Here is a 26,841-nt window from a genome sequence, read left to right as displayed (position 1 = left end):
CTCAGGGAACAACGTACGCTCCGAGGTTGCCGAAATGACAGCTATGATTAATGGGTATCCGACGGAAAGTGAGTTGCGCGAAAGGATAGAACGTCAACTTGGATGGCGTGGAGCAACTGAGATAGTTACGCTGATCTGGCATGGTTATCTATCTGGTTTATTGGAATGGGGGCTGATTGAAGTAGACGTATTCGATCGGCTTTGCGCAATGCTTCCAAAAGTTGGTTGTAAGGAACTCGTGGAGTTATCGATGGACGATCCGATTACGCCAGAACTTGAGCGCGAAATAGAAGAGTCGATGCGCAAGAGTCAATAGCCAAAATCGGCAGTTACATCCAGATAATCAGAGATGGATCAAGGTCAACGCCAATCAGGCTATCGGCAAGATATTCGATGTGCAGAAAGTGAAGGGCGAGCAGGGGCGGAAGTAATGGGATCCGGAGATATAAAGCAAGGGCGAGAGTTGCTTGATTTTATTGAAAAACTCGGTCAACTCGCTTGGCAAAAAACAGAATCTAGATATCCAGAAATTCAATTTAGAGGTCAGCAACCGAAGATGGAAGATAGGTCGGCGATGCCGCCTTATACTAGCTTTCGATTTGAGAATGAAGATCCGGAAGTAATTCATAGACTTAGATTCGCGGTAGAAACATACAGCGGAGAGATTGAGTGGGTCATGGAAGGACACTCGCGAGAAATGTTTCCGGGAACAACAAACTGGGTTATCTATCCAAAGAGAACATCTGAATCTCGGAAAATCGCTCTCGATGCTGGCATGGTGGTTGGTCAATATATGGCGCTGAACTATCCGGAGTTTGGACCGATAGCCTACGCCGATCTTTTGGGGTTGGTTTCGCATGTTCGATCGGTATTTTCAAGTAAGCAACTGTAAGGTAATTCCCTCGTTATATCGTTTGACGGATTCGGAGGCGAGTGCCCGTTCAGTCTATTCATTTTGGACGTCCTAATTCAAGGGAGGATTGGAGTCCACAAAGGGCCGCCGATCAAGAAGGGAGCAGTGATGGAAGATCGTGTTTCTTATAGCGTGATGAGAGCGCAGATTTTTTCTCTTTATTACAGCTATTGCAGGTCCAAGTTTCATCAAAAAACCCGTGGGTAGAGGGCGAGAGCGAGGTAGGGTATGCTTATGATGAATTAGATAATTCTTTTGATCTTCCAATAGAAAGACTGATGCTTGAGGTGTTAACTCTTGTTCTTGATGCCGGGCGCGGATCGGAACGAGCAAAAGCATATCATCGTATGGCTATTGCAGACATATTTTCGAATAATGATTTGTCTGAATTGCTTGAAAATATTCCGCCGGGTGAGGCGGAGGAGCTCAATAGTGACATTAAGATTCTGGGAATTTTTTGAAATGTACGTCGGTTCTGGTCTGGTGGTGTTCATTATTCTGCAGTAATCGGGCGTTGTCGCATAATCGGATGAACTCGGGGGAATGCTCGGGTCCCTCTCTTGGCAGATATGGGAGGGTGGGTATGGCCCAGCCGATCCTGCAGCCTGGAAAAACTGGCTGCAAGCGGTACGGAAGGCCAAAGGTATCAGCGAGAGTGCCTCGCGCTCCGAATGATGAGGTGGAGAAATTTCCGACTACGCCGAGCGATGCTCAATCGTCTGATTGGAGTGTGTTGGCAGATCGGCGACATGGGTTGCGCCGAAATATGCGGGCGGTGGAGGCCTACAGGCTTCAGGGACTTCGCAGTTCGATAATTTTATTAAAAATGGTGTATTTCGATGAGTATTACCATTTTAGAATTTGCAGAATCCTTCGTGGCTGGAAGGCTGTCTGCTGAAGTTTTTGCGGAGGCCTATATGGAACTGTGGAAAATAGAGCGCGATGGCGATGTTCTTCGGCGAGACCCAGGGCCTCTAAATGAACGTCTCTCAAGCATTTTTTGTGCTGCGGACTTATATAACTCAGATGATTCAAGGGAGGAGTATGAATTTGACGATGAGATGCTTAGGTCCGAAGTCGCCAGGCTGATAAAAAAGTAACGATGGATTAACTGCTGGAAAAGGTAGTGGTTTTCGATGCCACGCCCTATGCCCTCTCCCGGGCGGGCGTAAAAATACTAGGGTGGCGCACAGCAATTCATCGGGAATTCGTTGATGTACACATTCCTACTAATCGTCGATTCCTCGATTCTCCCTGATTGTGTCGGCGACTTTATCAAGAATATTGGTCGGATGCGACGAGAATCTAGTGAGCGATATGTCGTCGAGGAGCCGGGTGGTGTGCGGGATGGTTGGATCGCTATTCAAGCTGTTGATATCGGGATAGGCTGCTATAACAAAGAGGAAATGGACCGGTTGAAGGAGCGAGTTTCAGATCCTTGCTTTATTTTGGTTGAGGGGCGTGACGGTGGAATGGAATTTTCTACTAAATTCGTTCTGGATCTAAGTGATCCTGAAACTGTGCTGTTGGATAATGACCATGGGGTCATCGAGGATGCAAAGACGATTAAAGAAAGGATTTTATCCGGTTTGGAATGGCTGAATGCATCGAGCTGATGTAATTTAAGCAATTTATCGGCGGGTGCGCGCTGCGATCGAAACGGGACATTCTCGGATCTAGACGATGGCTTAGGAAATAATGCTAATTTTTACTGCGAATCGCTACTGTGAGGCCAGATTGAACGGCCGCACGGCCCCGGAGTAAAATTATCCGAAGAGTAATGGTTGCGGCGTAACCAATGATTGGTGGAGAGGCAAAGATCCTGCCGATTTTACCAAGCCAGAAAGTGAACGTTGAGAATGGTCATCTTAAGGAGCATTCGGTGATGGTTAGCGCAGCTAACTTGCAAGACCGCATTTATGAATACGGGGCAAGAGCTGCCATTCCTCGGGAGCTCCTGAGTCTGCCGACAGTTCCAGTCGGCGATGGTAGCCCTCATATCGAGATCCTCGGCGAGGAGTATTACTTCGTGATCTCGGAGAGAGGGTACGAGTTCACGAGGAAAAACTCTCGAAACTTGGGCGATATCCTCTTCTGGTTTTTTGAGGGTGTTTGTTCGAACGTTGCGTTTAGGTACGAGTTGCAAAATCGGGTCCCAGGCCGGGACCCTAGACGAATCGCTTTTGCCAAGAAACAGGAATTACTGCATGCGATCGATGAAAATTGGGAAAGGAGAGAGGCTGTGGAAGTGGCCAGGATTTTAGCGGGACACCCGTTCGTCGATGCCTACTAACTAGTCAGGAAAAATACTCGGCCAAGGAGCTACAGGGTATTTTATCCAGTGATTAAGTTGGAATTTTTCCGAAGCCTGGGTTGAGGCGCGTGAGTGCAGTTATTTGGTCGTTATGGATAATACGGATCCCGATAGGTCGTTTGAATCCCGCTTGATGCAGGAGTTTCTACGTACTTAGCCAATTGGGGCCAGAAATTGAGCAAGAGGGCGACGTGACTGCGGAGGATTAATATTTACCATGTTCGAAGATGAGCGCCGGCAGGAAATCGCAGATCTTACAGAAGGGATGGCGCTCGATGCCGTATGGCTATGCGTGCGGCAGGATTATGGGGATTTCAACGTGGCAAGAGAGGCATTCTTGTGGCTATTGGAGAAGTTTCTAGAAAACGGAATAGTTAAGCTGGGAAAGAAGGATCGGATTTTGGAGGGCGATTCAAATAAAATAGTGAGGAGGTTTCGCGAGTCTTTTCCAACGAGTGAGGCGGAATTGGAAAAGAATACCGGGCTTGCGATATGGTTTTTCTCAGACGACTGCCCAGGAGGAGCCGTCTGGATAGATGACGTAGGCAACGAAATATGGACCTAGATGAGGTATGTAGCATTCTTCGCGGGTAATTTCGATTTTCCGGTGCGCGGATCTTTGAGTATGCCGATCGTTATCAGACGCCAGAATATAGATTTGTATTAAATTTAATTTTTTTAAAAATAAAATCATGAAGAATCTGTTCTTAATCGGTTTTTGCCTTTCCACCACCACCGCTTTCGCAGCCAGCCCAGTCCTCCTGGAAACCCCAGTCACCTACGCTCCGGGCGCCAGCGTAGTCGACCAGGTCAAGTCCGAATGCCAGATCGAGAACATGCTGACGACCCGCGTCGGCGATGTACTGCGCAAGCGGAACAAGAGCGGCGACGGCACGGTCGCGTCCACGGGCGATGCCAACGGGGCGCAGGTGCTCCGGCTGCAAATCACCCACATCCTTGGTGTTGGCGGCGGTGCCTGGACTGGCCCTAAAGCTATCACTGTGACTGCCGATCTACTTGAAGGCGGCAAGGTGATCCGCAATACCAAGATCAACCGGTGGTCGGTGGGTGGGATGTGGGGCGGCTTCAAGGGGACGTGCTCCATCCTTGACCGTACCGCCGTTGCCATCGGGAAGGATCTGGGGCGTTGGGTTGCCGATCCGTCCTATGTGATCAAGGAGGAGGCGCCGCCTAAGGAGGCTGCCGAGGTGGCGGCGGAAGCCGCGCCGGCTTCTGCGGTTGCTCCGGCCAGCGTGGAGTAGCGCTCTGCGTTTGTTTTCTCGTCGGGCTGGGGGCGCGGGCTTTGTGCGTAACGCAGAACGCGCGACACCTTGGCCGGACGTCGTATCCGGGAGTGCATTTCCCGGGGTTGTCAGCAAGCAAATATAAAGAAATAAAGAAGTCACCATATGGGTCAATTCTCTCGTCTCGCCATGCTCGCACTGCCAGCCCTGATGGTCGGCTGCACATCGGTTTCCACGCTCGCGCCGCCACTCGGCCCCGACGATCCGTCTGCCGAGCTTTACGGAACCGGCGGCTTCAGCATGACCATTCCGCAAGTGAACCAGAAGGGCTGCTACCAGGGTGATGCCATCCTGAACACGCGGTCCGCAGCGCCGAGCATCCGCGTGCGTGCCGCGCGTCCCCTGGTGATTGCGATTGACGGTGCATCGGGCATTCATCGCTGCCGCGATATGGTCCGGTTCAAGCCGGAGGCGGGTCACAAGTACGTCGCGCATGGCAGGCCGGGGCCGGATGAGGAGTCGGCGAAGGTTTCCATCTGGAAGCAGGCGGTGAGCGCGAATAAGCCTTACTGCCATATCGCGGTGTTCGATGAGACGGACGAGACGGATGTCAAGCCTGTGCAGATCAAGCGGGTCGAGCCGCGCCAGCGGGGTTTTACCTGCATCGGCTTCGATTAATGGCGTGAGCGGTTAGCCGCGCGCGGGTGCCAAACATGCCGTGACGCTGGGTCACGCAAATACAAGCTTTCATGCAGATCAGAAGAAGAATGATTGCCGCCATGCTCTCGGTGGCAGGTGGTGCGGGTTACACCAGTACGTCATTGCGTGCCCAGGTCCCTCCCGCCAATCCGGGTCAGGCCGCCATCCTCTCCGGCGCCGAACAGGAACAGCGCGTGCGCCAGCAGCAGGAAGCCCGCGAACGCGCCCAGGCGGTCCAGGCGCCGGGCGTGCGGGCAGCGCAGCCGTCGGCGGAGGGGTTTCCCGCGTTGCCGGTTGAGCAGCCGTGCTTTCGCATCGAGCGCTTTGTGCTTGAGGTACCGGCGGAACTGCCGCCCGCGCTGCATGCGCGCGGCGCGTCTGCCTTGCCGCAGGATCCGTTTGCCTTTGCCCGTGCGTGGCTGGATCATTACCAGGGGGCTTGCATCGGCAAGCAGGGCGTGGACATGCTGACCAAGGGCGTGTCGCACGTCATCCTTGGCCAGGGCTATGTGACCACGCGCGTGTTGCTGCCCGAGCAGGACCTGAGCACCGGCACGCTGCGCATGGCGTTGATCCCCGGCGTGATCGGGCAATTGCGCTTTGCCGAGCCGGATCTCCGGGGCACGTGGAAGAGCGCGTTTCCCGCGCGCCCGGGCGATCTGCTGAACCTGAGGGACCTGGAGCAAGGCCTGGAGCAGATGAAGCGCGTGACCAGCCAGGATGTGGACATGCAGGTTGTGCCCACCAGCGTGCCGGGCCAGAGCGACGTGGTGATCGCGGTCAAGCGGACCAAGCCGTGGACGGTGGTGGCGTCGATGGACAATTCGGGCACGCGCTCCACCGGCAAGCTGCAGGGCAACCTGAGCGTGGGCATTGACAACCCGCTGGGCCTGAACGACCTGTTCAACGTGGGCTACAGCCAGGATCTGGCCTTTGGCGACCGGCGCCACGGCACGCATGGCTGGAACGGTTTCTATTCGGTACCGTGGGGTTACTGGACGGGCACGGTGTCGGCGTATTCCAGCACCTATTACCAGCAGATTGCCGGCGTCAACCAGACCTTTGTCTCCAGCGGCAATTCGCAGACGGTGGATTTCAAGCTGCAGCGGGTGCTTAGCCGCAGCCAGAACGATGTGCTCGGCCTGCAGTTCCGGCTGTCCAAGCGCTTTGGCAAGAGCTTTATCGAGGATACGGAGATCGAGCAGCAGCGGCGCAACAACACGGTGGTGGAGGTGGGCATCACCGATCGCCACTACTTCGGCGCGGCCCAGTTCGACGGCAGCCTGGCCTACCGCCAGGGCGTGGCCGGCCTTGGCGCGCAGCCCGATACGCTGGCCCAGCTGGGTGGCCCCACCTGGCGTTACCGCATGGCCGTGCTGGATGCGAACCTGTCGGTGCCGTTCAAGCTGGCGGAGCAATCGCTGCGCTATGTCACTACCGTGCGCGGGCAGTTCACCAATGACCGGCTGTTCTATATCGACGCGCTGACCATCGGCAGCCGGTACACGGTGCGCGGCTTTGATGGCGAGAGCCTGCTGGCGGGGGAGCGCGGTTTCTACTGGCGCAATGAGCTACAGGCGCAGCTGGGCGGGAGCGGGCAGGCGCTGTATGCGGGGCTGGACTATGGACGTGTGTTTGGGCCGTCGACCGAGGGGCTGGTGGGTACGCAGCTGGCGGGTGCGGTGATTGGGCTGAGAGGCGGGCTGGGGTCGAAGCTGGGGGCGGTGTCGTATGACTTGTTTTTGGGTATGCCGGTTTATAAGCCGGCGGCGTTTCATACGGCGGGGGTGACGGCGGGGTTGCAGCTTGTTTATCAGTACTAAAAATGACGCGGGCGACTTCTTCTCCCTCCGACAATCACCGCCCGTTCGATGCCACCTCGCGCCTATTGAGGGCGGCGTGAGAGCTGCGGCGCAGTTCAAGCCCCCGTAGCGGCCGTTGTCTTGAACACCGTCCTTACCTCGTAACAACAGACAAGAAGAATCCAGAGTGGAAACGATCTATCCAGTGGGTCCAACAGCAGTGCCGGCCGGCTTCACGCGTCCCGGCGCATCCTACAGACGTAGGGCTTGGTTTGCGGTCGCCGGGCTGCTGACGTTCCTCGCGCTGTATCTTGCGCTGACAGCCTGGTTTGCGATGACGGGAGTCACCCGCCTGCTCGCGATGGGCACGCGCTCAAGTCCGCTTGAGTTAATTGTCTGCGCATGCAGTCTGTTTCTAGCGGTTTTTCTGGTCAAGGCGCTCTTCTTCATCAAGAAGGGAGAGTACGCGGGCGGTATTGAACTCAAGCGGGCGGAGCAGCCCCGCCTGTTTGCCTTTCTGGACCGGGTTGCGGACGAGGCCGGGGCGCCGCGTCCGCACAAGATCTACGTGAGCGGGCGGGTCAACGCTTCGGTGTTCTACGACCTTTCGCCGCTCAACCTGATCTTCCCCTCGCGCAAGAACCTTGAGATCGGCCTGGGCTTGGTCAATATGCTCAACCTAAGCGAGTTCAAGGCCGTTTGCGCTCACGAATTTGGACATTTCGCGCAGCGTTCCATGGCCCTCGGACGATGGGTATATTCCGCCCAGCAGATTGCGGCGCATATCGTCAGCAAGCGTGATGCCCTGGATCGCTTCCTGGGCCACCTCTCACGTATCGACTACCGGGTGGCCTGGATCGGCTGGGTGCTCAGCCTCATCATCTGGGCACTTCGCGCGGTGGTGGATAGCGCGTTCCGGCTGGTGATCATCGTGCAGCGAGCCCTGTCCCGCGAAATGGAAATGCAGGCCGACCGGGTCGCCGTGTCGCTGACCGGCAGTGACGCGCTGGTGCATGCGCTGCATCGGCTGCAGATTGCCGACGACGCGTGGGACCGGACCCTGCTTTTCCTGCGTGGCGAGACTGGGGCGCAGCGCCCCCCGCGTGATGCATTTGATGTGCAACATGCCATTGCCGCCCGGCTTGGTCGGATCTACAACGACCCCGACTATGGCCAGCGGCCGCAGGTACCTGCCGCGCAGGCGGCGGCATTTCGCGTCTTCAAGGGCGAAATGGCGCAACCGCCCCAGATGTGGGCGACCCATCCCATGAACCATGAGCGCGAAGAGAACGCCAAACGTACGTACTTGTGCGCGCCCGAGGATGAACGCAGCGCGTGGCTCGTCTTCGACGATGCTTCCGCACTGCGCGAAAGCATTACCCGGCAACTGGTTGGCGATACGGATTGCCCGCCTGCCGAGTCCGATGTCACCGTGCAGCGGCTCGACGAGCAGTTTGCGCGCGAACGGCTGAAGCCATGCTACCGCGGCATCTACCTCGCCTTCTCAGCGACGCGCCATACGACGCGCGCCAATGATCTGTATGAGTCAACGTCGTTTGCGGAGCCATTGACGCTGGAAGCACTCTATCCCGCGTCCATCGGCAGTGATCTCGAAGAGTGGCGCTCGCTGGAGCGAGAACTCGCCTTGCTGCGCTCGCTGCGCGATGGGGTCTATGTCGCGGCGGACGGTGTCATTCGTCATCGTGGTGGCGTTCTGAGACGCAATGACTTGCCTGCTGCAATTGCGGCGGTCGACGAAGAATGTAGGACTGTCCGCACCCGCCTGGAATCGACGCTGAAGCGGGTGCGCAGCTTCCATCTGACCGTCGCAAAACAACGCTCACCGGAATGGCATGCGTATCTGCGAGGCCTGGTGCATGTCCTCCATTATGCAAACCATGCTGAAGCGAATCTGCGGGATGCGCAGGCCGCGCTGGCGCTGGCATGGCAGCGCGCAACGGCGGCGGGCTCGATCAATGAGCGCGGCGTCAAGATTGTGCTTGCCGCCGCCGAAGACGTGCAGCGCGCGCTGCATCAGATCTTTCGTGAAGCACCGGACTTGCGGCCCGGGGAGCAGGTGCTCGCGGACCTGAACGGTGAGAGCTGGGCGGCGATGCTGGGTGAGTTGGGTCTCGGCGTACCGGTCCGGGAGAACATTAACGACTGGCTGCGCGTCGTGGGCGGTTGGGTCAACCATGCAGCCGCATGTCTGTCGGCGCTGGGTGGCGCGGCACTGGACGAACTTCTACGCACGGAAACCATGATTGCCGCGGCCGCGGCGGGGGAGCCATTGGCCGTGCCACCGCTATCGGTTCCGGCGCCGCCGCCCGCCTACGACACATTGGCGTTGGGGAACGAGCGTGCCTTGCGGGCGAACAAGCCCGACCTCTGGGAGCGCTTCCAGTCCGCAACCGGATTCCTTCCGGGATTGGCCCGTTCCTGTGTCGCCGTCGGCATCATCGGGACCGTGCTTGCCATCGGTTGGTCCATGGGGAAAGTCAGCGTTATTGTCTATAACGGCCTGGCACAATCGGTCGTCGCCACCGTGAATGATCAGCGCGTCGAACTGAAACCGGGTTCCCATGCCGAAGTTGAGGTTCACGGCGGCCTCGACGTGCAGGTGGTGACACAGACGCTTGACGGCGAGCCGATCGAGTCGTTCAGCGCCGCGGTTCGCCGGAAGGCTACCCACATGGTTTATACGGTCGCGAGCGCCGCGCCCTTGCGGGAATGGACGGCGACCTACGGCAGCGCCAACGCGGACGCTCCGCGCTTGCTGAGCCCTCAGCGCTGGCAGGCTGCGTCGGCTGACGTTGTCTTTGCCCGGCCGCCGGAGAGGATCAACGCCAGGGGCGGCGGGGTGCGCACGGTCGTGGACGCGGCCGACGATACGCCGCCCGATGTTCTTGCCAGTCAACTAGAGGACAAAGCTGGTGCGACAGCGATGATCCTGGCGCATGTCCGCTTCGATGCGCCGGATTCTTCCTACCTGGCCAACTGGCTGGCGCTGGCGAGTGAGGAGCCTGGCTTCGAGCAGGCGTTCGCCGAGCGGCGCGTGCGTTTCCCGGTCGACGTCATTGCGATGCGCACCGAGCAGGATCTGGCTAAGGGCGCGCCGCGTGCCGCGCTCTGCGCACGCTATCGCGCGCTGGCTGAGGCCACGCCAATACAGCCGGCGCTGGCGTACCTGGCGACCCGATGCATGCCCGATGGGCCGGAGAAGGAGGCCGCCTTCGAGACCGGGGCTCGCCGCTGGCCTGATTCCGCGTGGTATGCCAACGCCGTGGGATGGCAGGCAAGCGAACATGGGCGTTACCGCGAAGCGCTTGAGCGCTTTGACCTAGCCATGTCGAAAAATCCAGCGCTGCGCCAGATGATGGCGGGCGAGGCGCTGCGGTTGACTCGCCTTCTCGACCCGGCGGCCGCCAGGTCCAGGCAGGAAGCGGCGTCGGGAGCCTCGCCGATGCTACGGGACCTGCTGGCGTTTGAGCCCGGCCCCCTGACTGTGGAGGGCCCGATGCGACCGATCGCATTGCTGGCGAACGGTCGGCTCGACGAAGCCGTGGCCGCTGCGGACGGTACACCGGTGTATGGCCATGTGCTGCGCCTGGCTGCCGCCTCGCGCGGCGCGTCGCCGGAGCTGCGTGCCCGCGCGCGGACGTTGTCCGCCGACGATGGCATTGACGGGCAGACGGTATGGCTGGCCGTAGCCACGGGGGCCGACACGGGGATTCCAGCGGTCAGGCGGGTGCTGGATTCGATCGTCGCGCAGTACGACAAACCGGGCGTTGTCGCGCAGATGGAGCGTTTCTTCGCGCTTGTCCGCCGTGGCGATCCTGTGGCTGCCGAGCGCGTGCTCGATGGCCTACCGCTGCAACCGCGCGCCCAGGCGCTAATGGCTGGGATTCACCTGCTTGGCGATCGCGCGCCGGCCGATTGGCGTACATTTGTGCAGCGTGTGCTCTTCGCCGCGGAACGGCCGTACATGGGACAGCCGTGACAAAGGCGAAACGGGGACTCTTTCGTGCCGAATCTTGTCTGCTTTTTTTCGCAAGCTCTGAATTGCCTGAACAGGCAAGGGGGGCGTAGGCGCGGTTGGCAAAGGCAGAATGCAGCTACCGCTGTCCGTCTGCACGCGGCGATCCCGGCCGGAAGCCGACGTTCGGTCGATGCGGTATCTAGTCGGCAAAACATGGAGACTGCATTGGAAGCAGGGGCTGAATTTTGAAACTGGTACTGATTGACGRGCTGCCAGGAATTGGCAAGAGCACACTTGCGGAGCGGCTCTGCGGATTTGCGGGCTCGATCGGGTGCGAAGCCAGGTGGTATCGGGAGGAAGATCAGGAGCACCCGGTGCATCCTGCGGGGCTTACGACGTCAAGGCGACTGCCTGGCTATTCCGCGCGTTGCCTGCAGGGTTGGCAGCGTTTCGCAGAGCGGTATCGTTCCACGAACGGCCTATGTATTCTTGAAGGCAGCCTCTTTCAGAGCACTGTCCGCTTCATGATGGAACAAGAGCAGGGTGGAATTCGTGGCTACATTGCGGAATTTGAAAGCATCGTCCAATCCCTTTCACCGGTCGCCATCTACCTGCGCAGTGTCGACGCGACCGGCCATTCCCACAGTACCGCTCTCCACCGAGGGGGAGTATGGACAACCCGGGTCTCCGCGTACCTAGAAACAACCCTGTACTCGCGTCGAAGGAACCTGAAAGGCGCTGAGGGAATGCACAGGCTGTGGACAGCTTACGCCGGGCTTTGCGATTCGCTGCTCGACCAAATTTCCATGCCAACATTGACTGTGTTGGTCGAGCCGCCGGACATGGAGCGTCCGTTTGGTAGAGCCGTTGAATTTCTGATGTCCACAGGCCATTTACGGGCTGCGACGAAGGTCTCATAGACCGCCGTTGGCTGTTTCGGCCATTCGCGGCAACCCGGGTCTAGTTCCCGTTCCCGCTCTAGTTGCTGTCTACGGGAGCATCCGCTTGCAGGCATCGACAAATTGCTGCCGTGGGTTCGATCAGCCGACGCATGAGCGGTCGAAGTCCGAATCGGCAGAATGGCACCTGCGTCATTATCACTTTGCTGAACTCGGACGCGATCCCATCAAGGCGTCAATAAAGGGGGCCTTCTTCGCAAGGTACTCAGCGATGCCGCCGCGGTTGCTTGCTTCGAGCTCAAATTTCAGATCCTGATACTGCTGYCGAATAACGGGATCGTTCCTGAGAAGATCGCGAAATCGGAGCATTCTTTCAATCTGCCAGTGGCCGCTGACACATACATGCACCTTGTGCGTTCGTACCCCGTCAACATCGCGACGATAGAAATGGTGCCCGGTTGAAAGATCGCTTCCCCGAACGTAACCCAGTGCGCTCATGAAGCGGTCTCGGGCTGGCTCGTTACGATGTTCTGAGACCTCAACCAAGATGTCGATCTCTGGCTTGGCCGCGAGTCCTGGAACAGCGGTGCTTCCGACGTGATAAATACCGACAAGTTCGGCGCCAAGGCCCTTGGCTATGCGTTCTTTCTCGGTGACGAAAAGAGCGGGCCATCTGCTGTCATAGCGGGAGATTTTGCTGGTGAGCTTCATTGTGTTTCCCTTTGTTTCCTTTGTGCGCTATCGGCCAAGAGATGCTAGTCCCAACTCAACAGCTCATATAGCATTCTTCCGCCCCGCCCCAAACGCCTCCTCACAACAAACCAGCCAGGCGCGTGCCGCCCGCGACAAATACCCCTCCCGCCAGACCAGCCCCAGTTCCCACACCAGCTCGGGTGCAACCAGTGGCCGGATCGCTACCCGCTCGGGATCCAGTTGCCCGGCAATTGGCGCAGGCAGGATCGCCACGCCCACATCGGCCGCGACCAGTTCGCCGATAAAGTCCCAATGCCGGCTCTGCCCGGCAATCTGCGGCGCAAAGCCTGTGGCTTCGCAGGCGTCCAGGATCACGCGATACAGCACGAAGTCGTCTTCGTACATGACGAAGGGCAGGGTGGCGAGGTCGGCTAGCCGGACTTTGCCGGCGCGGCGTGGTGCGCGCTCGGCGGGAAATACCGCGACCAGTGCCTGGCGGGTCACGGTGAGGCTGGCCAGGCCTGCCACGGCGGCGGGCGGTACCGTGACGCCGAGGTCGAGCTGGCCTGTGGCCACGCCTTCTTCCAGCGCGCGGCCGCCTTGCTCGCTTAGCCGCAGCTTTACGCCGGGGTACTGGCGGCGATAGGCGCCGATCACCGGGGCGAGGTAGCGGCCGGCCATGGGCGGGATGCCTACCTTGAGCTCGCCGCGCGCCATGCCGGCTACCTCGGCGACTTCCTGGCGCAGGCGTGCCACTTCGGCCAGCACGGCCTGGCTGCGGGCGAAGACGACCTCGCCGGCGTCGGTGAGCTGTACCGTGCGGCCTTCGCGCAGCAGCAGCGGGCCGCCGAGTTCGTCTTCCAGGCTCTTGACCATCTTGCTGATGGTCGGCTGGGTCACATGCAGGGTTTCGGCGGCGCGGGTGAAGCCGTTCTGGCGGACGACTTCCACGAAATAGCGCAAGGCGCGGATATCCATGGGGCTCCTCGGATGTGGCGTGCGTGGGGGATCACGGCTTGCCATTCCAATATGGCATCGAATCAATAATTTATATTCATTTTATATATCGAAGTGCGCTTCGTACACTAGCGTCACTGCCACGTTCCCTGTGGCGCCATAGCTTGAATGCTCTCCATGCAACGCGCTGTTCCTGCCGCTTCCCCCGCATCCGTTACGTCCCCCACCTCCGCGACCTTGCCGCAGCCGCCCGGTGCTCGCCTGCGCACTGGCGCCATCGCGCTGGCCCAAGTGGTGGCGCTGTCGGCCCTGTGGCTGCTGGCGGACTGGCTGCGCGGGCGGCTGGGGTTGCCATTGCCGGCTGGCTTGCTTGGGCTCCTGGCGCTGGCCGCGCTGCTGTTTAGCGGCGCGGTGCGCGGTGGCTGGGTGCGTCGCGGGGCGGACTGGCTGCTGGGCGAGATGTTGCTGTTCTTCATCCCGGCGGTGCTGGCCGTGGTGCAGTATCCCGAGCTGGTCCGGCATCAGGGCTGGCGGATCTGCGCGGTGATTGCCTTGAGCACGCTCACGGTGATGGTGGTGACGGCGCTGGTGGTGGAGCAGGTGGTCCGCCTCGAACTCAGGCTGGCGCGCCGCGCGGGCCGTGCCACGCACAACCGGCAGCAGCACCATGCATGATTCCGTGCTGGCGGCGCTGAGCCTGGTGGCTACCGTTGCGCTCTATTACTTCAACAAGCGCCTCTATGCGCGCCGCGCGCGGCTGTGGCTGATGCCGCTGCTGGCCACGCCGGTGGTGCTGATCGCGCTGGTGCTGGCGGCGCATGTGCCGTATCGCGACTATATCGCCGACACGCGCTGGCTGATGTGGCTGCTTGGCCCGGCCACCATCGCCTTTGCGCTGCCGATCTACGATCACCGTGCGCTGGTGCGCCAGCACTGGTTGTCGATTTCGGTTGGCGTGCTGGCTGCGGTGGCGACGTCGGTGCTGAGCTCGGTCTGGCTGGCGCGCGGCTTTGGCTTGCCGGTGATGTTGCAGAAGGGGCTGGCGGTGCGCTCGGTGACCACGCCGTTTGCCGTGGATGCGGTGCGTGCGCTAGGCGGGCCGCCGGATCTTGCCGCGATCTTTGTCGTCATCACCGGGCTGACGGGCATGGCGATTGGCGAGACCGTGCTGGCCTGCTTGCCCTCGGTGCGCAGCCGGCTGGCGCAAGGTGCTATCTTCGGCGCCGCTGCGCATGGTGCCGGCACGGCCAAGGCGAGGCAGCTGGGGGAAGTGCAGGGCGTGGTGGCGTCGCTGGTGATGATGATCGCGGGGCTGGTCAGCGTGCTGGCCGCGCCGCTGATCCGCAGCGTGTTTTTTTGAGCGGGCTTGCGTAGTACTGCGCAATGGCTGCGCGCGATTGGGCGCAGGCGCTGAGTAGTACTGCGTAGCCCATGGCCTTGCGACCGCTCCGGGCGCAGGGTCTTTTGCGCGCCCGCAACGCGCCGCGCGAAATTGGCGCAAAATGCGGCACTTGCGCGATCGTGCCGGTCGCTGGCATGCGTCATTCATCCGCACGTGGCTAGCCGTTCTTCCCGCCACGGCGTGCGCACCGCACGCGCAAGCTTCACCGATCTCTCTCTCGTTTTTCAATCACAACATCATGCGATTACCGCTTCTCGCGCTGGCTGCCGCGGCCTTTGGCATTGGCACCACCGAATTCGTCATCATGGGGCTGTTGCCCGACGTTGCCGCCGATCTTGGCGTTTCCGCGCCGGCTGCCGGCATGCTGGTCTCGGGCTATGCCATCGGCGTGGCCGTGGGCGCGCCCATCCTGGCCATCCTGACCAACAAGTGGCCGCGCAAGACCGCGCTGGTGGGGCTGATGGGCTTGTTCATCCTCGGCAATGCGCTGTGCGCGCTCGCGCCCAACTATGCGTTGCTGATGGCCGCGCGCGTGGTGACGGCGTTTTGCCACGCGGCGTTCTTCGGCATTGGCGCGGTGGTGGCCGCGGAGCTGGTCCCGCGTGAGAAGCGCGCGCAGGCGGTGGCATTGATGTTTACCGGGCTGACGGTGGCCAACGTGCTGGGCGTGCCGTTTGGCACCGCCTTTGGGCATGTGCTGGGCTGGCGCTCCACGTTTTGGGCTGTCACCGTGATTGGCGTGGCCGCGGCGGTTGCATTGGTGGCCTGGCTGCCCAAGGCCATCCCGATGCAGGCCGGCAGCATCCTGCGCGAGTTCCGCTCCATCGGCGCGGCGCAGGTGCAGCTGGCGCTGCTGATCAGCACGCTGGCATCGGTCAGCATGTTCACCGTGTTCACCTACATCGCTTACATCCTGCGTGACGTCACGGGTTTTACCGCGCAGCAGGAGAGCATGGTGCTGCTGCTGTTCGGGGCTGGCATCACGGTGGGCGGCCTGGCCGGCGGCAAGCTGGCCGACTGGAAGCTGATGCCCGCGCTTGCCAGCTTGCTGGCCGCGGTGGCGGTGGTGCAGCTGGTGTTCTCGTGGACCAGCCATTTCCCGGTGCCGACGCTGTTCACCCTGTTTGTGTGGGGCATGGTGAGCTTTGCCGTGGTGCCGGCCACGCAGGTGCGCGTGCTGGACAAGGCCAAGGGCGCGCCCAACCTGGCGTCCACGCTGAACCAGGGCGCGTTCAACCTGGGCAACGCCACCGGCGCCTGGCTGGGCGGATTGATGATCAGCGCCGGCCTGCCGCTGACCCAGTTGCCGTGGCTGGGTGCGGCGGTGGCCGGGCTGGCGCTGCTGGCGGTGGGGGTGTCGGCGTCACTGGATCGGGGTGGGCCGGTGGCGGCTTAGCGGCCGTTTCCAAAAGATGCTGGCGTCGTTGCGCGGCCTTGGCCGATCCACTTGTACTGTCTGCGGCCGCGCGCCTAGCCAGAACCGCGTCGCTTCATTTTGAAACGGCCTCTCAATACAAGCCGCGCCATGGCGCGCGGAGTTCCTGCGGGGCCCGTCGGGCTGTAGGATGTTGCCAGCAACGTTTCTTCGGGCCCGGCATGGACTACGCACACATCCTCCAACGCATCCACCGTGACATCGCGCCCTTGCTCACCCAAGGGCGCGTAGCGGACTACATCCCCGAACTGGGCAAGGTACCGGCCACGCATTTCGGCATGGCGCTGGTGTTTGCCGATGGCCGCAGCCATTGCGTGGGCGACGCCGCGGTGCCGTTCTCCATCCAGAGCATCTCCAAGCTGTTTGCCTGCACGCTGGCGTTCCAGTTGCTGGGCGAGGACCTGTGGCAGCGGGTCGGGCGCGAGCCTTCCGGCAACGCCTTCAACTCGCTGGTGCAACTGGAGTACGAGCAAGGCAAGCCGCGCAATCCATTTATCAACGCTGGCGCGCTGGTGGTGACCGACGTGCTGTGCAGCCGTTTTGTCCAGGCGGAGACCGCGATGGTGCAGTTCCTGCGCCGGCTCAGCGGCAACCCGGCGATCGACTACGACCCGCGCGTGGCGCAGTCCGAGCGCGAGCATGCGGACCGCAATCGCGCCATGGCGTATTTCATGAAGGACTTTGGCCGCCTTGAGATGCCGGTGGACAAGGTCATCGACGCCTATTGCCGCCAATGCGCCATCACCATGAGCTGTGAGGATCTGGCGCGCGCGGCGCTGTTCCTGGCGCATGGCGGGGTGGTGCCGTGGAGCGGCGAGCGCGTGCTGGACGCCAGCCCCACCAAGCGCCTGTCGGCGCTGATGCTGACCTGCGGCACTTATGACGCTGCGGGGGATTTTGTCTATCGGGTGGGTTTGCCGGCCAAGAGCGGCGTGGGCGGCGGCATTGTGGCGGTGCTGCCCGGCAGGTGGGCCGTGTGCGTCTGGTCACCGGGGCTGGACCACAGCGGCAATTCGCTGGCCGGGGTGCAGGCGCTGGAGTGGCTGACCACGTTGAGCGGGCATTCGATTTTCTGAGTAGCGGAGTAGAGAAGCCAGTCAGCCCAGCATCAGCCCGGCATGCGCCAGCAAGTGGCGGAACACCGCCAGCCGGGCTTCTCCCGTTTGCGCCAGCTTGCGGCAAACGTGCAGGTGCGCCGTCATGTCGCTGTGTCCGCGCAGGGCGTCCTTGCACTCGCGGTCCGAGATTTCCAGGTGGATGCCTGTGAGGATGGCGCAGCCCTTGCCCACGGGGGCGCTCACGATGGCGGGCGGGGTGCCTTCTATGCCCGTGTACACGGCCAGGATCTGCGTCGCGTGGTTTGTTGCATCGTCAAAGTCGAAGCGGCAGCCGCCGTGGTAGTGCGCATACAGCGTGATTGGGGCATGGGTCAGGCTATGGGTCGTGCGTATTTCCGCTGCCGCCGTGCTCCGCGGTGTCGCATCATAAGCGACGCCCCGGGTGAGTTCGGGCAAGCAGCCAACCGCGACAGCATCCACAAAGCTCAGTTCGCGCGGGCCGCAGATAGCGCCTTGGGTGCCGGCATGGAACGCGAGTTCCCTGCAGGCGTAGTACGCGCCCGCGCAGATGCCCAGATAGGCGCCGCCGTCTTCGACAAAGCGCCGGATGCGCGCGTTGGGCGCGCCGTTCAGGGCCGCGCAATATGGCAGGTCCGCACCGCCCGGCATGACAAACATCACGGCATCATCGAAGAGCGTCGCGTCTTGCCGGATGTCGTCGGCCATCACCGCGCGGATCTCGTACGCGCCGGGAAGCAACTGCTGCCCGATCATCCGCATCAGGCGTGAGGTACCGTCGGAGGTGCCAGCGTCGATATAGGTCAGGATCTGGGGCTTCGGCATGATGGTTTGACCCGGTTGGCCTGGTTGGCGCGGTTGGGCGCGATAGTGCGGCAGCGGTGCTGCGTGCCTCAGGCTTGCGCGCGGCGGTAAAACGCCAGCCCGCCTGCCAGCRCAATCAGCGTGCCGCCCGACAGCCGGTTCAGCCAGCGCATGCCGTCACCGCGAAAGGCGTGCACGATGCGCGCGCCCAGCGCCGCGTACACCAGCATGACGGCCAGGTTCAACAGGCATTGGGCCAGCGTCAGGATGGCGTACTGCGGCAGCAGCGCCGCGCTCGTATCGATGAACTGGGGCAGGAAGGCCGAGATAAACAGCAGCGCCTTGGGATTGGTCAGCGCCACCAGGAAACTGCGTGAGAACAGGATACGGCCCCGCGCCGCCGCCGGCGTCCGGGCGGCAGCGGAATCCGAAGGCGTATCCGGTAGCGTCTCCGGTACCGTCTGCGCCGCCTTGCCTGAGTGCAGCATCTTCCACCCCACGTACGCCAGGTAGGCGGCGCCAAACCACTTGATCGCCTCGAAGGTAACCTCGGACGCGGCGATTACGGCGCCAAGCCCTGCGGCCACGGTGATGACCAGGATGACGTCGGCCGCGAGCGCCCCGGCCATGCCCCAGCACGCCTTGCGTACGCCATGCCTGGAGCCGTTGTTCAGGGCCAGCAGCACTGTCGGGCCGGGCGTGGCAATGGTCACGGCCGAGGCAAAGAGGAAGAGCAGCAGGGTAGGGAGCGTCATGGTGCAATCTGGCTGGCGCACGCGCGGGCGGGCGGGAAACATAGGATGATTGCCCGCTGTCGGATTGTCCAGTGCCTGCCATGCCCGGCATGCCCGGCATCGACGCGCCATGTGCTGCGCAATTGACAAAAAGCAAGCCGGGATTGCACGAGATGAGCAGACATTGCGTGTTTTGATACGATGAGGGTTAGAACGCAACGGTAGCCCGCAACCGCTATGGCGCTTGCGATGCGCGCTTGAACAACTAGTGTTCGCCCGGTTAAGTTGCGGTTCTCCAATAAAAGGCAGAGACAGCCATGATCAAAGAATACGCGTGGAAGAAGCGGGTTTTCGAGACCCATGAAGTACAAGTGCAGGTGCGGCCGAGAACGCCAACGGTCTGGGAGTACACGGTGCGGGTTTGCCGCCCGGGCACGAACATCCGGGCCGCCGGGACATTGCTGGAATCGTCCAAGGTGACGGACCTGTTCCCCACGGCGGACGCGGCGGAGAAGGCGGGCTTTGCCCACGGCGCCGAGCTGGCGAAACGGCTGGCCTAGGGGCGCGGATGAAGCCCGGAAAGGGTTGATAGACGTCGATTTGGTGCTTTTTGCCGGCTGATGGCGTAGCAGTGTGACTTTTTGTAGCGGGTGGTTTGGAGCGTACTTTGTGCCGATATACTGCGCAGGTCGTTGCAACCACAGCGACCGGGTTTAGCAGCCTGCGGAAAAAGGTGACCAATCCGCCATCGATCCGCGTGAAAAAAGGAGGCACACCCATGCCCCAGTCTTCGCTCGCCCATCCCGGGCAAATCGCACCTCCCAAGCCAGTCATTCCCTGCCAGCGCCTGCGCGCCTCCCAACGGAGGGCGCCCGATGCCTAGGTACCCGCACTACAACATCACCGCCCAACGCGCCGGGCGCGACACCTTCCTCACGGCCCACGCCCCTTCTGAAAGCCCACTAAGCCTCGCCGCCGAGAAAACCGCGCAACTCAACGCGCTGCTTTCGGTGGCTGTCGAGAACGCTGCCGGCGGCTCCTTCTGCAACATCACCGAAGAAACGCAGAGCCATCTGCTTTCGCTGGCGGCTGTGCTCGCGCATGAAACGCTGGTGCTGAGCGAGTTGGCCGCGCTGGACGATGAGGAGGAGGAGGGCGGCGACGGATGATGGCTGGCAGGCCGTTTAGCCACAGCGGGCGGCGATGGCTGCACGGCGCATGACATCGATACGGTACTTCGCGCGTATCGCGGCTTGGCGGCGCAGAACAAAGTGCACTACAACACGCGCTGCAAATCGCGTCGCCAATCGCGCGCTTGCAGCCCCATGCGGCCATCGACTATGTTGAATCTCAAGGCCGACGTGGCCGCTTCGATGGGGAGCCATGATGAACAGGGTCATAGGACACCTGGCCGTGCTCGTTGTCTTGGGCCTGTCTGTCTTGCGTGGGGCGCAGGCATCCGACATCGACTGTAAGTCAGCGCCCGGCACGGGATCGGTCCGCTGCGAAGATCCACAAGGCAACGGGATGCGATGTGCGCTGGCGACCGATGGCCGCCCGCGCAACAAGCACCTGGTCTGCGATAACGCGGAGCTTTCGATGCGCTACGAGCGCATCTATGCCGAACAGCAGAGGCTGCTGCACAGCGGTGTCACCAACGATGCGGACGTCCGCGCCTGGCGCAGCAAGCGCGATGCCTGCGGCTCCGTGCGCTGTCTTGATAGCCTGTTCCATGAATGGTGGCGGTGGCGGGACGCTGCCCGCATGAAGCCGGCACGGCCCGCCGTGGCGCCGAGCAAGACCATTGCGCCGAGCACGACCGTCATGCCGAATACGACCGTTGTGCCGAGCACGACCGTCATGCCAAGCACGACCGTTGCGGCGCCTGTCCCGCCAGAGCAGGAGCCGGCACCTCCCGCGCAAGACATGGCGACGCCGACTCCGCTGGCTGCCGCGCCAGAGAGCGCGCAACCGAGCGAGCCGACAGCGCCGGCGGCCGCCGACGTTCAGGCCCCGCCGAACCCGATCGGAACCGGGCAAGTCCCGCCCGAGCCAGCCTCCGGTGCCGGGGTGTCGCCAGGCTTGTCGTCAGGCTTGCGGACGGGCTTGCTGACGGGCTTCGCCGCCTTCGGCATTGGAGCGGCCTGGCTTTGGAAGCGCAAGCGAGATCGGCGCGCCTCGCCTAAACATGAACGGCGTCGGGCCATCTCCGCAGGCATGGCGATCCTGTACGGCTTGCTCATCGTGAATGTGCTGCTTCTGGCGTTCACGCTGAGGTCGAGTTAGCACACCTTGTTGTCGCACGGCTGGCCAAGGCGCCATGTCACGCCGAGCGCTGCGGCTGGCCGAGTGATGATCATCAGCTTCTGGGCGACCTGGTGCGCGCCATGCCGCAAAGAAATGTCGGCGCTTGATGCGTTCTATCAAGAGCATCACGCGCAAGGCGTGGACGTCGTTGCCGTCAGCATTGACAAGCTCAGCGACCGTTACTTCTAACCACTGAAAGCGCTTTTCACATTGCGGAATCCACGCCGAGTTTCCCCGGTGTTTTGTTTTCGTTCCTCGAAAACGCGTTCCACATCGCGAAATTCAATGCCTATCTCATTGAATAATAAGGATAAACCAACTCTTATGTCTTATATAAGACTTCGCCGTGGCGGGCCAGAGGCGCCATACAATGATCCCACGCTGCTTGCTTCGACATCCGTAGCGGCACACGCAACCCTTTCTTCAAACTTCAAACGCGCTTAGGAATTTCACATGACCCAGTATCAAGACGACATCAAGGCAGTTGCCGGTTTGAAAGAGAACCACGGCAGCGCATGGAATGCCATCAACCCCGAGTATGCGGCCCGCATGCGTGCCCAGAACAAGTTCAAGACGGGTCTGGACATCGCCAAGTACACCGCCAAGATCATGCGCGCCGACATGGCCGCCTACGATGCCGATCCGTCCAAGTACACCCAGTCGCTGGGTTGCTGGCACGGCTTCATCGGTCAGCAGAAGATGATCTCGATCAAGAAGCACTTCAACAGTACCGAACGCCGCTACCTGTACCTGTCCGGCTGGATGGTGGCCGCGCTGCGCTCCGAGTTCGGCCCGCTGCCGGACCAGTCGATGCACGAAAAGACCTCCGTCAGCGCGCTGATCCGCGAGCTGTACACCTTCCTGCGCCAGGCCGACGCCCGTGAACTGGGCGGCCTGTTCCGCGAACTGGATGCTGCCCAAGGACCGGCCAAGGCCGCCATCCAGGAAAAAATCGACAACCACGTCACCCACGTTGTGCCCATCATCGCGGACATCGACGCAGGTTTCGGCAACGCCGAAGCAACGTACCTGCTGGCCAAGCAGTTCATCGAAGCCGGCGCATGCTGCATCCAGATCGAAAACCAGGTGTCCGACGAGAAGCAGTGCGGCCACCAGGATGGCAAGGTCACCGTGCCACACGAGGACTTCCTGGCCAAGATCCGCGCCATCCGCTACGCCTTCCTGGAACTGGGCGTGGACGACGGCATCATCGTGGCCCGTACCGACTCGCTGGGCGCTGGCCTGACCAAGCAGATCGCCGTGACCAACACGCCGGGTGACCTGGGCGACCAATACAATTCCTTCCTCGATTGCGACGAAATCTCGGCCGATGCACTGGGCAATGGTGACGTCATCATCAAGCGCGACGGCAAGCTGCTGCGCCCTAAGCGCCTGCCTAGCAACCTGTTCCAGTTCCGCGCCGGCTCGGGCGAAGCGCGCTGCGTACTGGATTGCGTCACCGCACTGCAAAACGGCGCTGACCTGCTGTGGATCGAAACCGAAAAGCCGCATATCGCCCAGATCGGCGGCATGGTCAGCGAGATCCGCAAGGTCATCCCGAACGCCAAGCTGGTGTACAACAACAGCCCGTCGTTCAACTGGACGCTGAATTTCCGCCAGCAGGTGTACGACGCGATGAAGGCCGCGGGCAAGGATGTGTCGGCATACGAGCGCACCCAGCTGATGAGCGTGGAGTACGATCAGACCGAACTGGCACAGCTCGCCGACGAAAAGATCCGGACCTTCCAGGCCGACTCGTCGCGCGAAGCAGGTATCTTCCACCATCTGATTACGCTGCCGACCTACCACACCGCCGCACTGTCGACCGACAACCTGGCCAAGGAATACTTCGGTGACCAGGGCATGCTGGGTTATGTGGCTGGCGTGCAGCGCAAGGAAATCCGTCAGGGTATCGCCTGCGTCAAGCACCAGAACATGTCCGGCTCGGACATCGGCGATGACCACAAGGAGTATTTCAGCGGCGAAGCAGCCCTGAAAGCGGCGGGTAAAGACAACACCATGAACCAGTTCTGATACCAGTAGTACGCCGCAAACATAGCGCCAACCCAAAACGGGTTGGCGTTTTTTTATCCGGCGACATAGCTCACGTTTCCCGGATCTCGCTCAGCACCTTGGCCTCGACCTCCGGGTTGGGTTCGCCATCCTTGGTGGCGATCAATTCTTTCGGCGTCAGTGGGATCAAGGGCAGGATCAGCGCGTACACCACGGTCGTCGCGATCACGCAATAGGTGAATCCGTACGCTGGGCTGCTGTTATAGATCCATGAGCCCAATAGATCGCCGGCACGCGCCGAGAGGGCGAGAACGCCATCCACCAGCATCATCAAGGTGCCTTGCAAGCCTGGCGGGCAAGATCGCATCGCGAGATCGAGGTATGCTGCCGTGGCTACGCCGCCCATCAGTCCTATCGGCGCCGCCAATACAAGCGCGAGATTGGCTGAGTGAATGAATGCCAGCGGAATCATCTGCGGTACTGCGACGATCGTTCCCCACCACAGCAGCTTGTTCAGCGAGACTCTCTTGCACAGAAAGCCATACAGTAGAAATGTCGGGATGAACGCGGCGGCGAAGATCCCGTTGTAGTACGAGTAAACGGAATCCGATGCATGCAGGGCATTGGTCAGATAGAACTGCAGCGGAGTCGCCGATCCTGGCGCAAAGTTCCACAGAAAGCAGATGAGGACCGCTGGATAGACGGCCTTATGCTTCGCCAGCCGCCTGACATTCCCAACGAGATCCGTGCCCCTGGCTTGTGGCTGCTCGTAGATATGCCCGAAGACGGAAACGGGCTTCCAGAGCCCAAGCACCGCAATCCATAACGTGACCGTTGCCATCAGGATGAAGGCATCTTTCGCGGCAAGATGATCGGAGATATACCCGGAAGCGAATGCTCCCGCAACGACCGGGACGGAGCTGACCACATTGCACAGCGCGCTCAGGCGCCCGGACATGCGCTTCTCCTGGCCCACCAGAGCAATCAACCCCTGATAGGCTGCGGCGACAAATCGGGACGACAGCATTGCCAGCAGCATCCCGATGACCAGTCCCGCGTATGAGAAACCTGAAAACGCTATCCAGATGAAAGCCACCGCGGTCACTGGAGCGAAAATCAGGAGGAAGCCGCGATCGCGCAATCCCAGCGGGTTCCATTGGTCGCGGGCGAGGCCAAAAGCGAACGCAATGTACACGGGTATGCCTGTCACCAGCCGGAATGTCGAGATCTGCGTCGCCGTTGCATGCAACTGGTTCTTGAGTATGTACGACGTCTGTATATCAACCAGGAAACCGGCTGGCGTTGCCAGATAGATGAACAGGGTGAGCCAACCGAAATACAGCAGGGTTCGGTCGCGGTCCTCGGCACCATTGCGACCAGAAGCGGCCAGCACGTTTGTCGCGGCGCGTTTGAAGTTCTTGGACATGGGGGACCACGTACACGTCCTCGGAAAACCAATCAAAGGTGCTCCCGTGCATGTGCGGGCTGCGCCACCAAGCATCGTTAACAGAATACAGCGCCAGTGCAGAAACAGTGTAGGTAAAAAATGGGACTCGATGCTCGGAGGCCTACCTCGTTCGCGCGGAGAATCCCGCGAGCGAGCGAGCTGGCACGCTGCTAGCGGGCGGTGCGATGGCCTGGCCACCGTCCGCCAGGCTCTCCGGAGGCGTTCTGCGCGTTGCGCGCTTGCGTGGTATCCGACGGTTACGCCGGTAGCGCCGGTAGCGCCGCCTTCATCATCGCGCCGACGCGATCGAACAGGCATTGCGCAGCGGGCGCCACGCCGAGCAGGTGGATGCAGGCATGCACCATGCCCGGCAAGCGACTTTGGTGCACGATAACGCCGGCGTCGGCGAGGCGGCGGGCATAAGCCTCGCCTTCGTCGCGCAGTGGGTCGTACTCGCAGACCAGGATGGTGGCGGGCGGCAGGCCGCCGAGCCGCTCTGCGCGCAGCGGCGACGCAGCTGGCGAGTCTTTGTCCGCCGGTCCGCGCAGGTAGGCCGACCAGCAGAACGCCATCACATCCCGCGTCAGGTAGTAGCCTTCGGCAAACTCGGTGTAGGAGTCCGAGTCCATCGCACTGTCCAACGCGGGATATAGCAGCAGCTGATGCGCGATGGCAGGGCCATGGCGGTCGCGTGCCAACAGGGCCGCAGCGGCTGCGAGGTTGCCGCCGGCGCTGTCGCCGCCCACCGCGATCCGCTTTGGATCGATGCCGAGTTCCGCGGCCTTGTCGAATGTCCACACTACCGCGCGATACACGTCCTCCAGCGGCACAGGAAACTTGTGCTCGGGCGCGAGCCTGTAGTCCACCGACAGCACCACGCAGCCGGTGGCGTTGGCCAGGGCACGGCAGGGGTTGTCGTAAAGCGCCAGCGAGCAAAGAAACCAGCCTCCGCCGTGAGCGAACACGATGGCGGGCAGCGGCGCGTCAGCTTGCCGCGACGCCGCCGGCCAGTAAGCACGAATCCCGATCTCGTGGCCGTCATCGGCTCTGAGGCTGAACATCTTGATCGCGGCCACTTCCTGCAAGGGGCCGTGCAGCGCTGGCAAGTCGCGTTCGGTGGCGTGGCGCATGTCCGCTAGCGACGTCTCACCGCCGCTTGCTGGTAACGCAGCCAGGAAGCGAGCGATATCCGCATCAACGGGCATGCGCATGCCCTCCCTGCTGCGCTTCCAGGAACGGCAGCAGCTCAGCCATGAATGCCTCTGGCGCCTCCTCCATGATGAAGTGGCCGCAGTCCGGCACCACCGCGCCGCGCAGGTCGATGGCGTTGTCGCGCAGCGTCACCAGCGGCGCGTCGTTGGTCGCGTGCTCCGCGCCGATGGCCAGCACCGGCATCGCCAGCTTGCGCTTTGCGCGTTCGCGGTTCTGGCGCACCGTTTCCGGAATCGCGCGGTAGTAGGCGAAACCGCCGCGCAGGCCGCCCGGCGCCGAATAGGCCGCGATGTAGGTGTCCACGGCCACGCGGTCGCGGCGATGGGACCACTGGTCGAACATGAAATTCAGGTAGGCGGCCTCGCGCCCGGCGATCAGCGTCTCGGGCAGATCGGCTACCTGGTTGAACATGAAGTGCCACAGGAACTTGTTTTCAGCAGGCGGCGCGAAGATGCTCGGCGCAGGCGCGAGTCCGGGGATCACGGCCTCGGTAAGCGCCAGCCGCGTGACTGCGTCAGGATGGTCGCTGGCCAGCGCGTAGGCCACCCACATGCCCACATCGTGGCCGACCACCTGATAGCGGTCATGGCCTAGCGCGGCCATCACGCGGTGCAATGTGTGGGCAGTGGCGCCGGTGTCGTAGCCCGTGGGCGGCCGGTCGGAATGCCCTGTGCCCGGCGGGTCGACCGCGACGGCGAGGAAGCCGCGTTGCGCGAGCGCCGCCATCACATGGCGCCAGGCGAACCACGTCTGCGGCCAACCGGGAATCAGCAGCACCGGCTGGCCGCTGCCTGCGGTGACGCAGTGCACACGGTGGCCGTCGATGCGTACATAGGTGTGCGTGTGTTGGGCGTTGTCTTGCATGGATGTCTTCGTTGGATGATGCATTGGTTTCGTTGAATGCGTTGAAT

At 61.4% G+C, this 26,841-nt stretch carries 27 protein-coding genes; 20 read left to right on the top strand and 7 right to left on the bottom strand.

Annotation, left to right across the window (positions count from 1 at the left end):
* Positions 1–34 precede the first annotated feature (34 nt).
* The 11 genes from AB4061_RS17770 (at position 35) to AB4061_RS17720 (ending at position 10,972) form a co-directional block, all read left to right on the top strand.
* Positions 35–316, top strand: a complete 282-nt coding sequence (locus tag AB4061_RS17770; protein ID WP_441635997.1) for a hypothetical protein — start codon at positions 35–37, stop codon at positions 314–316.
* 33 nt (positions 317–349) lie between these two features.
* Positions 350–892, top strand: a complete 543-nt coding sequence (locus tag AB4061_RS17765; protein WP_441635995.1) for a hypothetical protein — start codon at positions 350–352, stop codon at positions 890–892.
* 191 nt (positions 893–1,083) lie between these two features.
* Positions 1,084–1,374, top strand: a complete 291-nt coding sequence (gene imm2, locus AB4061_RS17760) for an Imm2 family immunity protein (protein ID WP_441635993.1) — start codon at positions 1,084–1,086, stop codon at positions 1,372–1,374.
* A 378-nt stretch (positions 1,375–1,752) separates the two neighbouring features.
* The gene (locus AB4061_RS17755; RefSeq protein ID WP_441635991.1) at positions 1,753–2,013 is read left to right on the top strand and encodes a colicin immunity domain-containing protein; all 261 of its coding nucleotides are present in this window, start codon (positions 1,753–1,755) and stop codon (positions 2,011–2,013) included.
* Between the two features lie 114 nt (positions 2,014–2,127).
* On the top strand, positions 2,128–2,529 hold the full coding sequence (locus tag AB4061_RS17750) for a hypothetical protein (protein ID WP_441635989.1): 402 nt from the start codon (positions 2,128–2,130) through the stop codon (positions 2,527–2,529).
* Positions 2,530–2,711: 182 nt separating this feature from the next.
* Positions 2,712–3,206: an Imm63 family immunity protein gene (locus AB4061_RS17745; RefSeq protein ID WP_441635987.1), complete on the top strand. Its 495-nt coding sequence runs from the start codon at positions 2,712–2,714 to the stop codon at positions 3,204–3,206.
* A gap of 238 nt (positions 3,207–3,444) precedes the next feature.
* Positions 3,445–3,792, top strand: coding sequence for a DUF596 domain-containing protein (locus AB4061_RS17740; RefSeq protein WP_441635985.1), 348 nt, complete (start codon positions 3,445–3,447; stop codon positions 3,790–3,792).
* A gap of 127 nt (positions 3,793–3,919) precedes the next feature.
* Complete coding sequence (locus tag AB4061_RS17735) at positions 3,920–4,489, top strand: hypothetical protein (protein ID WP_441635983.1); 570 nt, start codon at positions 3,920–3,922, stop codon at positions 4,487–4,489.
* A gap of 147 nt (positions 4,490–4,636) precedes the next feature.
* Complete coding sequence (locus AB4061_RS17730; protein ID WP_441635982.1) at positions 4,637–5,149, top strand: hypothetical protein; 513 nt, start codon at positions 4,637–4,639, stop codon at positions 5,147–5,149.
* Between the two features lie 71 nt (positions 5,150–5,220).
* Positions 5,221–6,993 carry a ShlB/FhaC/HecB family hemolysin secretion/activation protein gene (locus AB4061_RS17725; protein WP_441635980.1) on the top strand — a complete coding sequence of 591 codons (1,773 nt, stop codon included), beginning with the start codon at positions 5,221–5,223 and terminating at the stop codon, positions 6,991–6,993.
* 166 nt (positions 6,994–7,159) lie between these two features.
* Complete coding sequence (locus tag AB4061_RS17720) at positions 7,160–10,972, top strand: M48 family metalloprotease (RefSeq protein ID WP_441635978.1); 3,813 nt, start codon at positions 7,160–7,162, stop codon at positions 10,970–10,972.
* A 1,076-nt stretch (positions 10,973–12,048) separates the two neighbouring features.
* Here AB4061_RS17720 and AB4061_RS17715 read toward each other — a convergent pair.
* Positions 12,049–12,561 (bottom strand): GrpB family protein, encoded by a 513-nt coding sequence (locus AB4061_RS17715; RefSeq protein WP_441635976.1) that lies wholly within the window; start codon positions 12,559–12,561, stop codon positions 12,049–12,051.
* 63 nt (positions 12,562–12,624) lie between these two features.
* Positions 12,625–13,521: a LysR substrate-binding domain-containing protein gene (locus AB4061_RS17710; protein ID WP_441635974.1), complete on the bottom strand. Its 897-nt coding sequence runs from the start codon at positions 13,519–13,521 to the stop codon at positions 12,625–12,627.
* A gap of 156 nt (positions 13,522–13,677) precedes the next feature.
* Between AB4061_RS17710 and AB4061_RS17705 the strand changes: the two genes are divergently transcribed.
* The 4 genes from AB4061_RS17705 to AB4061_RS17690 all read left to right on the top strand — a co-directional run bounded on the left by AB4061_RS17705 (position 13,678) and on the right by AB4061_RS17690 (position 17,413).
* On the top strand, positions 13,678–14,175 hold the full coding sequence (locus tag AB4061_RS17705; protein ID WP_441635972.1) for a CidA/LrgA family protein: 498 nt from the start codon (positions 13,678–13,680) through the stop codon (positions 14,173–14,175).
* Positions 14,168–14,860: an LrgB family protein gene (locus AB4061_RS17700; RefSeq protein WP_441635970.1), complete on the top strand. Its 693-nt coding sequence runs from the start codon at positions 14,168–14,170 to the stop codon at positions 14,858–14,860. The genes AB4061_RS17705 and AB4061_RS17700 overlap by 8 nt, the downstream gene beginning before the upstream one ends.
* Before the next feature lie 280 nt (positions 14,861–15,140).
* Positions 15,141–16,298 (top strand): MFS transporter, encoded by a 1,158-nt coding sequence (locus tag AB4061_RS17695; RefSeq protein WP_441635968.1) that lies wholly within the window; start codon positions 15,141–15,143, stop codon positions 16,296–16,298.
* Between the two features lie 200 nt (positions 16,299–16,498).
* Positions 16,499–17,413: a glutaminase gene (locus tag AB4061_RS17690; protein ID WP_043354671.1), complete on the top strand. Its 915-nt coding sequence runs from the start codon at positions 16,499–16,501 to the stop codon at positions 17,411–17,413.
* Positions 17,414–17,434: 21 nt separating this feature from the next.
* Here the strand turns inward: AB4061_RS17690 and AB4061_RS17685 are convergent, their stop codons facing one another.
* Positions 17,435–18,238, bottom strand: a complete 804-nt coding sequence (locus AB4061_RS17685) for a BPL-N domain-containing protein (RefSeq protein ID WP_441635966.1) — start codon at positions 18,236–18,238, stop codon at positions 17,435–17,437.
* Between the two features lie 68 nt (positions 18,239–18,306).
* The gene (locus AB4061_RS17680) at positions 18,307–18,972 is read right to left on the bottom strand and encodes a LysE family translocator (protein ID WP_441635964.1); all 666 of its coding nucleotides are present in this window, start codon (positions 18,970–18,972) and stop codon (positions 18,307–18,309) included.
* Between the two features lie 296 nt (positions 18,973–19,268).
* Between AB4061_RS17680 and AB4061_RS17675 the strand changes: the two genes are divergently transcribed.
* From AB4061_RS17675 to AB4061_RS17655, 5 genes are all read left to right on the top strand, one after another.
* On the top strand, positions 19,269–19,511 hold the full coding sequence (locus tag AB4061_RS17675) for a hypothetical protein (RefSeq protein WP_035859902.1): 243 nt from the start codon (positions 19,269–19,271) through the stop codon (positions 19,509–19,511).
* 315 nt (positions 19,512–19,826) lie between these two features.
* Entirely contained in the window at positions 19,827–20,120 is a 294-nt protein-coding gene (locus tag AB4061_RS17670) for a hypothetical protein (protein WP_441635962.1), read from the top strand.
* A gap of 214 nt (positions 20,121–20,334) precedes the next feature.
* The gene (locus AB4061_RS17665; RefSeq protein ID WP_441635960.1) at positions 20,335–21,237 is read left to right on the top strand and encodes a GntR family transcriptional regulator; all 903 of its coding nucleotides are present in this window, start codon (positions 20,335–20,337) and stop codon (positions 21,235–21,237) included.
* A 6-nt stretch (positions 21,238–21,243) separates the two neighbouring features.
* A complete protein-coding gene (locus AB4061_RS17660) occupies positions 21,244–21,447 on the top strand; it encodes a TlpA disulfide reductase family protein (protein WP_441635958.1) in 204 nt (67 codons plus the stop codon).
* A gap of 264 nt (positions 21,448–21,711) precedes the next feature.
* Positions 21,712–23,292 (top strand): isocitrate lyase, encoded by a 1,581-nt coding sequence (locus AB4061_RS17655; RefSeq protein WP_441635956.1) that lies wholly within the window; start codon positions 21,712–21,714, stop codon positions 23,290–23,292.
* A 70-nt stretch (positions 23,293–23,362) separates the two neighbouring features.
* Here the strand turns inward: AB4061_RS17655 and AB4061_RS17650 are convergent, their stop codons facing one another.
* From AB4061_RS17650 to AB4061_RS17640, 3 genes are all read right to left on the bottom strand, one after another.
* On the bottom strand, positions 23,363–24,664 hold the full coding sequence (locus AB4061_RS17650; RefSeq protein WP_441636058.1) for an MFS transporter: 1,302 nt from the start codon (positions 24,662–24,664) through the stop codon (positions 23,363–23,365).
* 311 nt (positions 24,665–24,975) lie between these two features.
* Positions 24,976–25,929: an alpha/beta hydrolase gene (locus AB4061_RS17645; RefSeq protein ID WP_441635954.1), complete on the bottom strand. Its 954-nt coding sequence runs from the start codon at positions 25,927–25,929 to the stop codon at positions 24,976–24,978.
* A complete protein-coding gene (locus AB4061_RS17640; RefSeq protein WP_441635952.1) occupies positions 25,913–26,794 on the bottom strand; it encodes an alpha/beta fold hydrolase in 882 nt (293 codons plus the stop codon). Before AB4061_RS17640 ends, AB4061_RS17645 begins: the two co-directional genes overlap by 17 nt.
* Positions 26,795–26,841: the final 47 nt, after the last annotated feature.

The sequence above is a fragment of the Cupriavidus sp. YAF13 genome (assembly GCF_052113425.1).
Classification (GTDB): domain Bacteria; phylum Pseudomonadota; class Gammaproteobacteria; order Burkholderiales; family Burkholderiaceae; genus Cupriavidus.
This window is presented reverse-complemented; position numbering and strand designations above follow the sequence as displayed.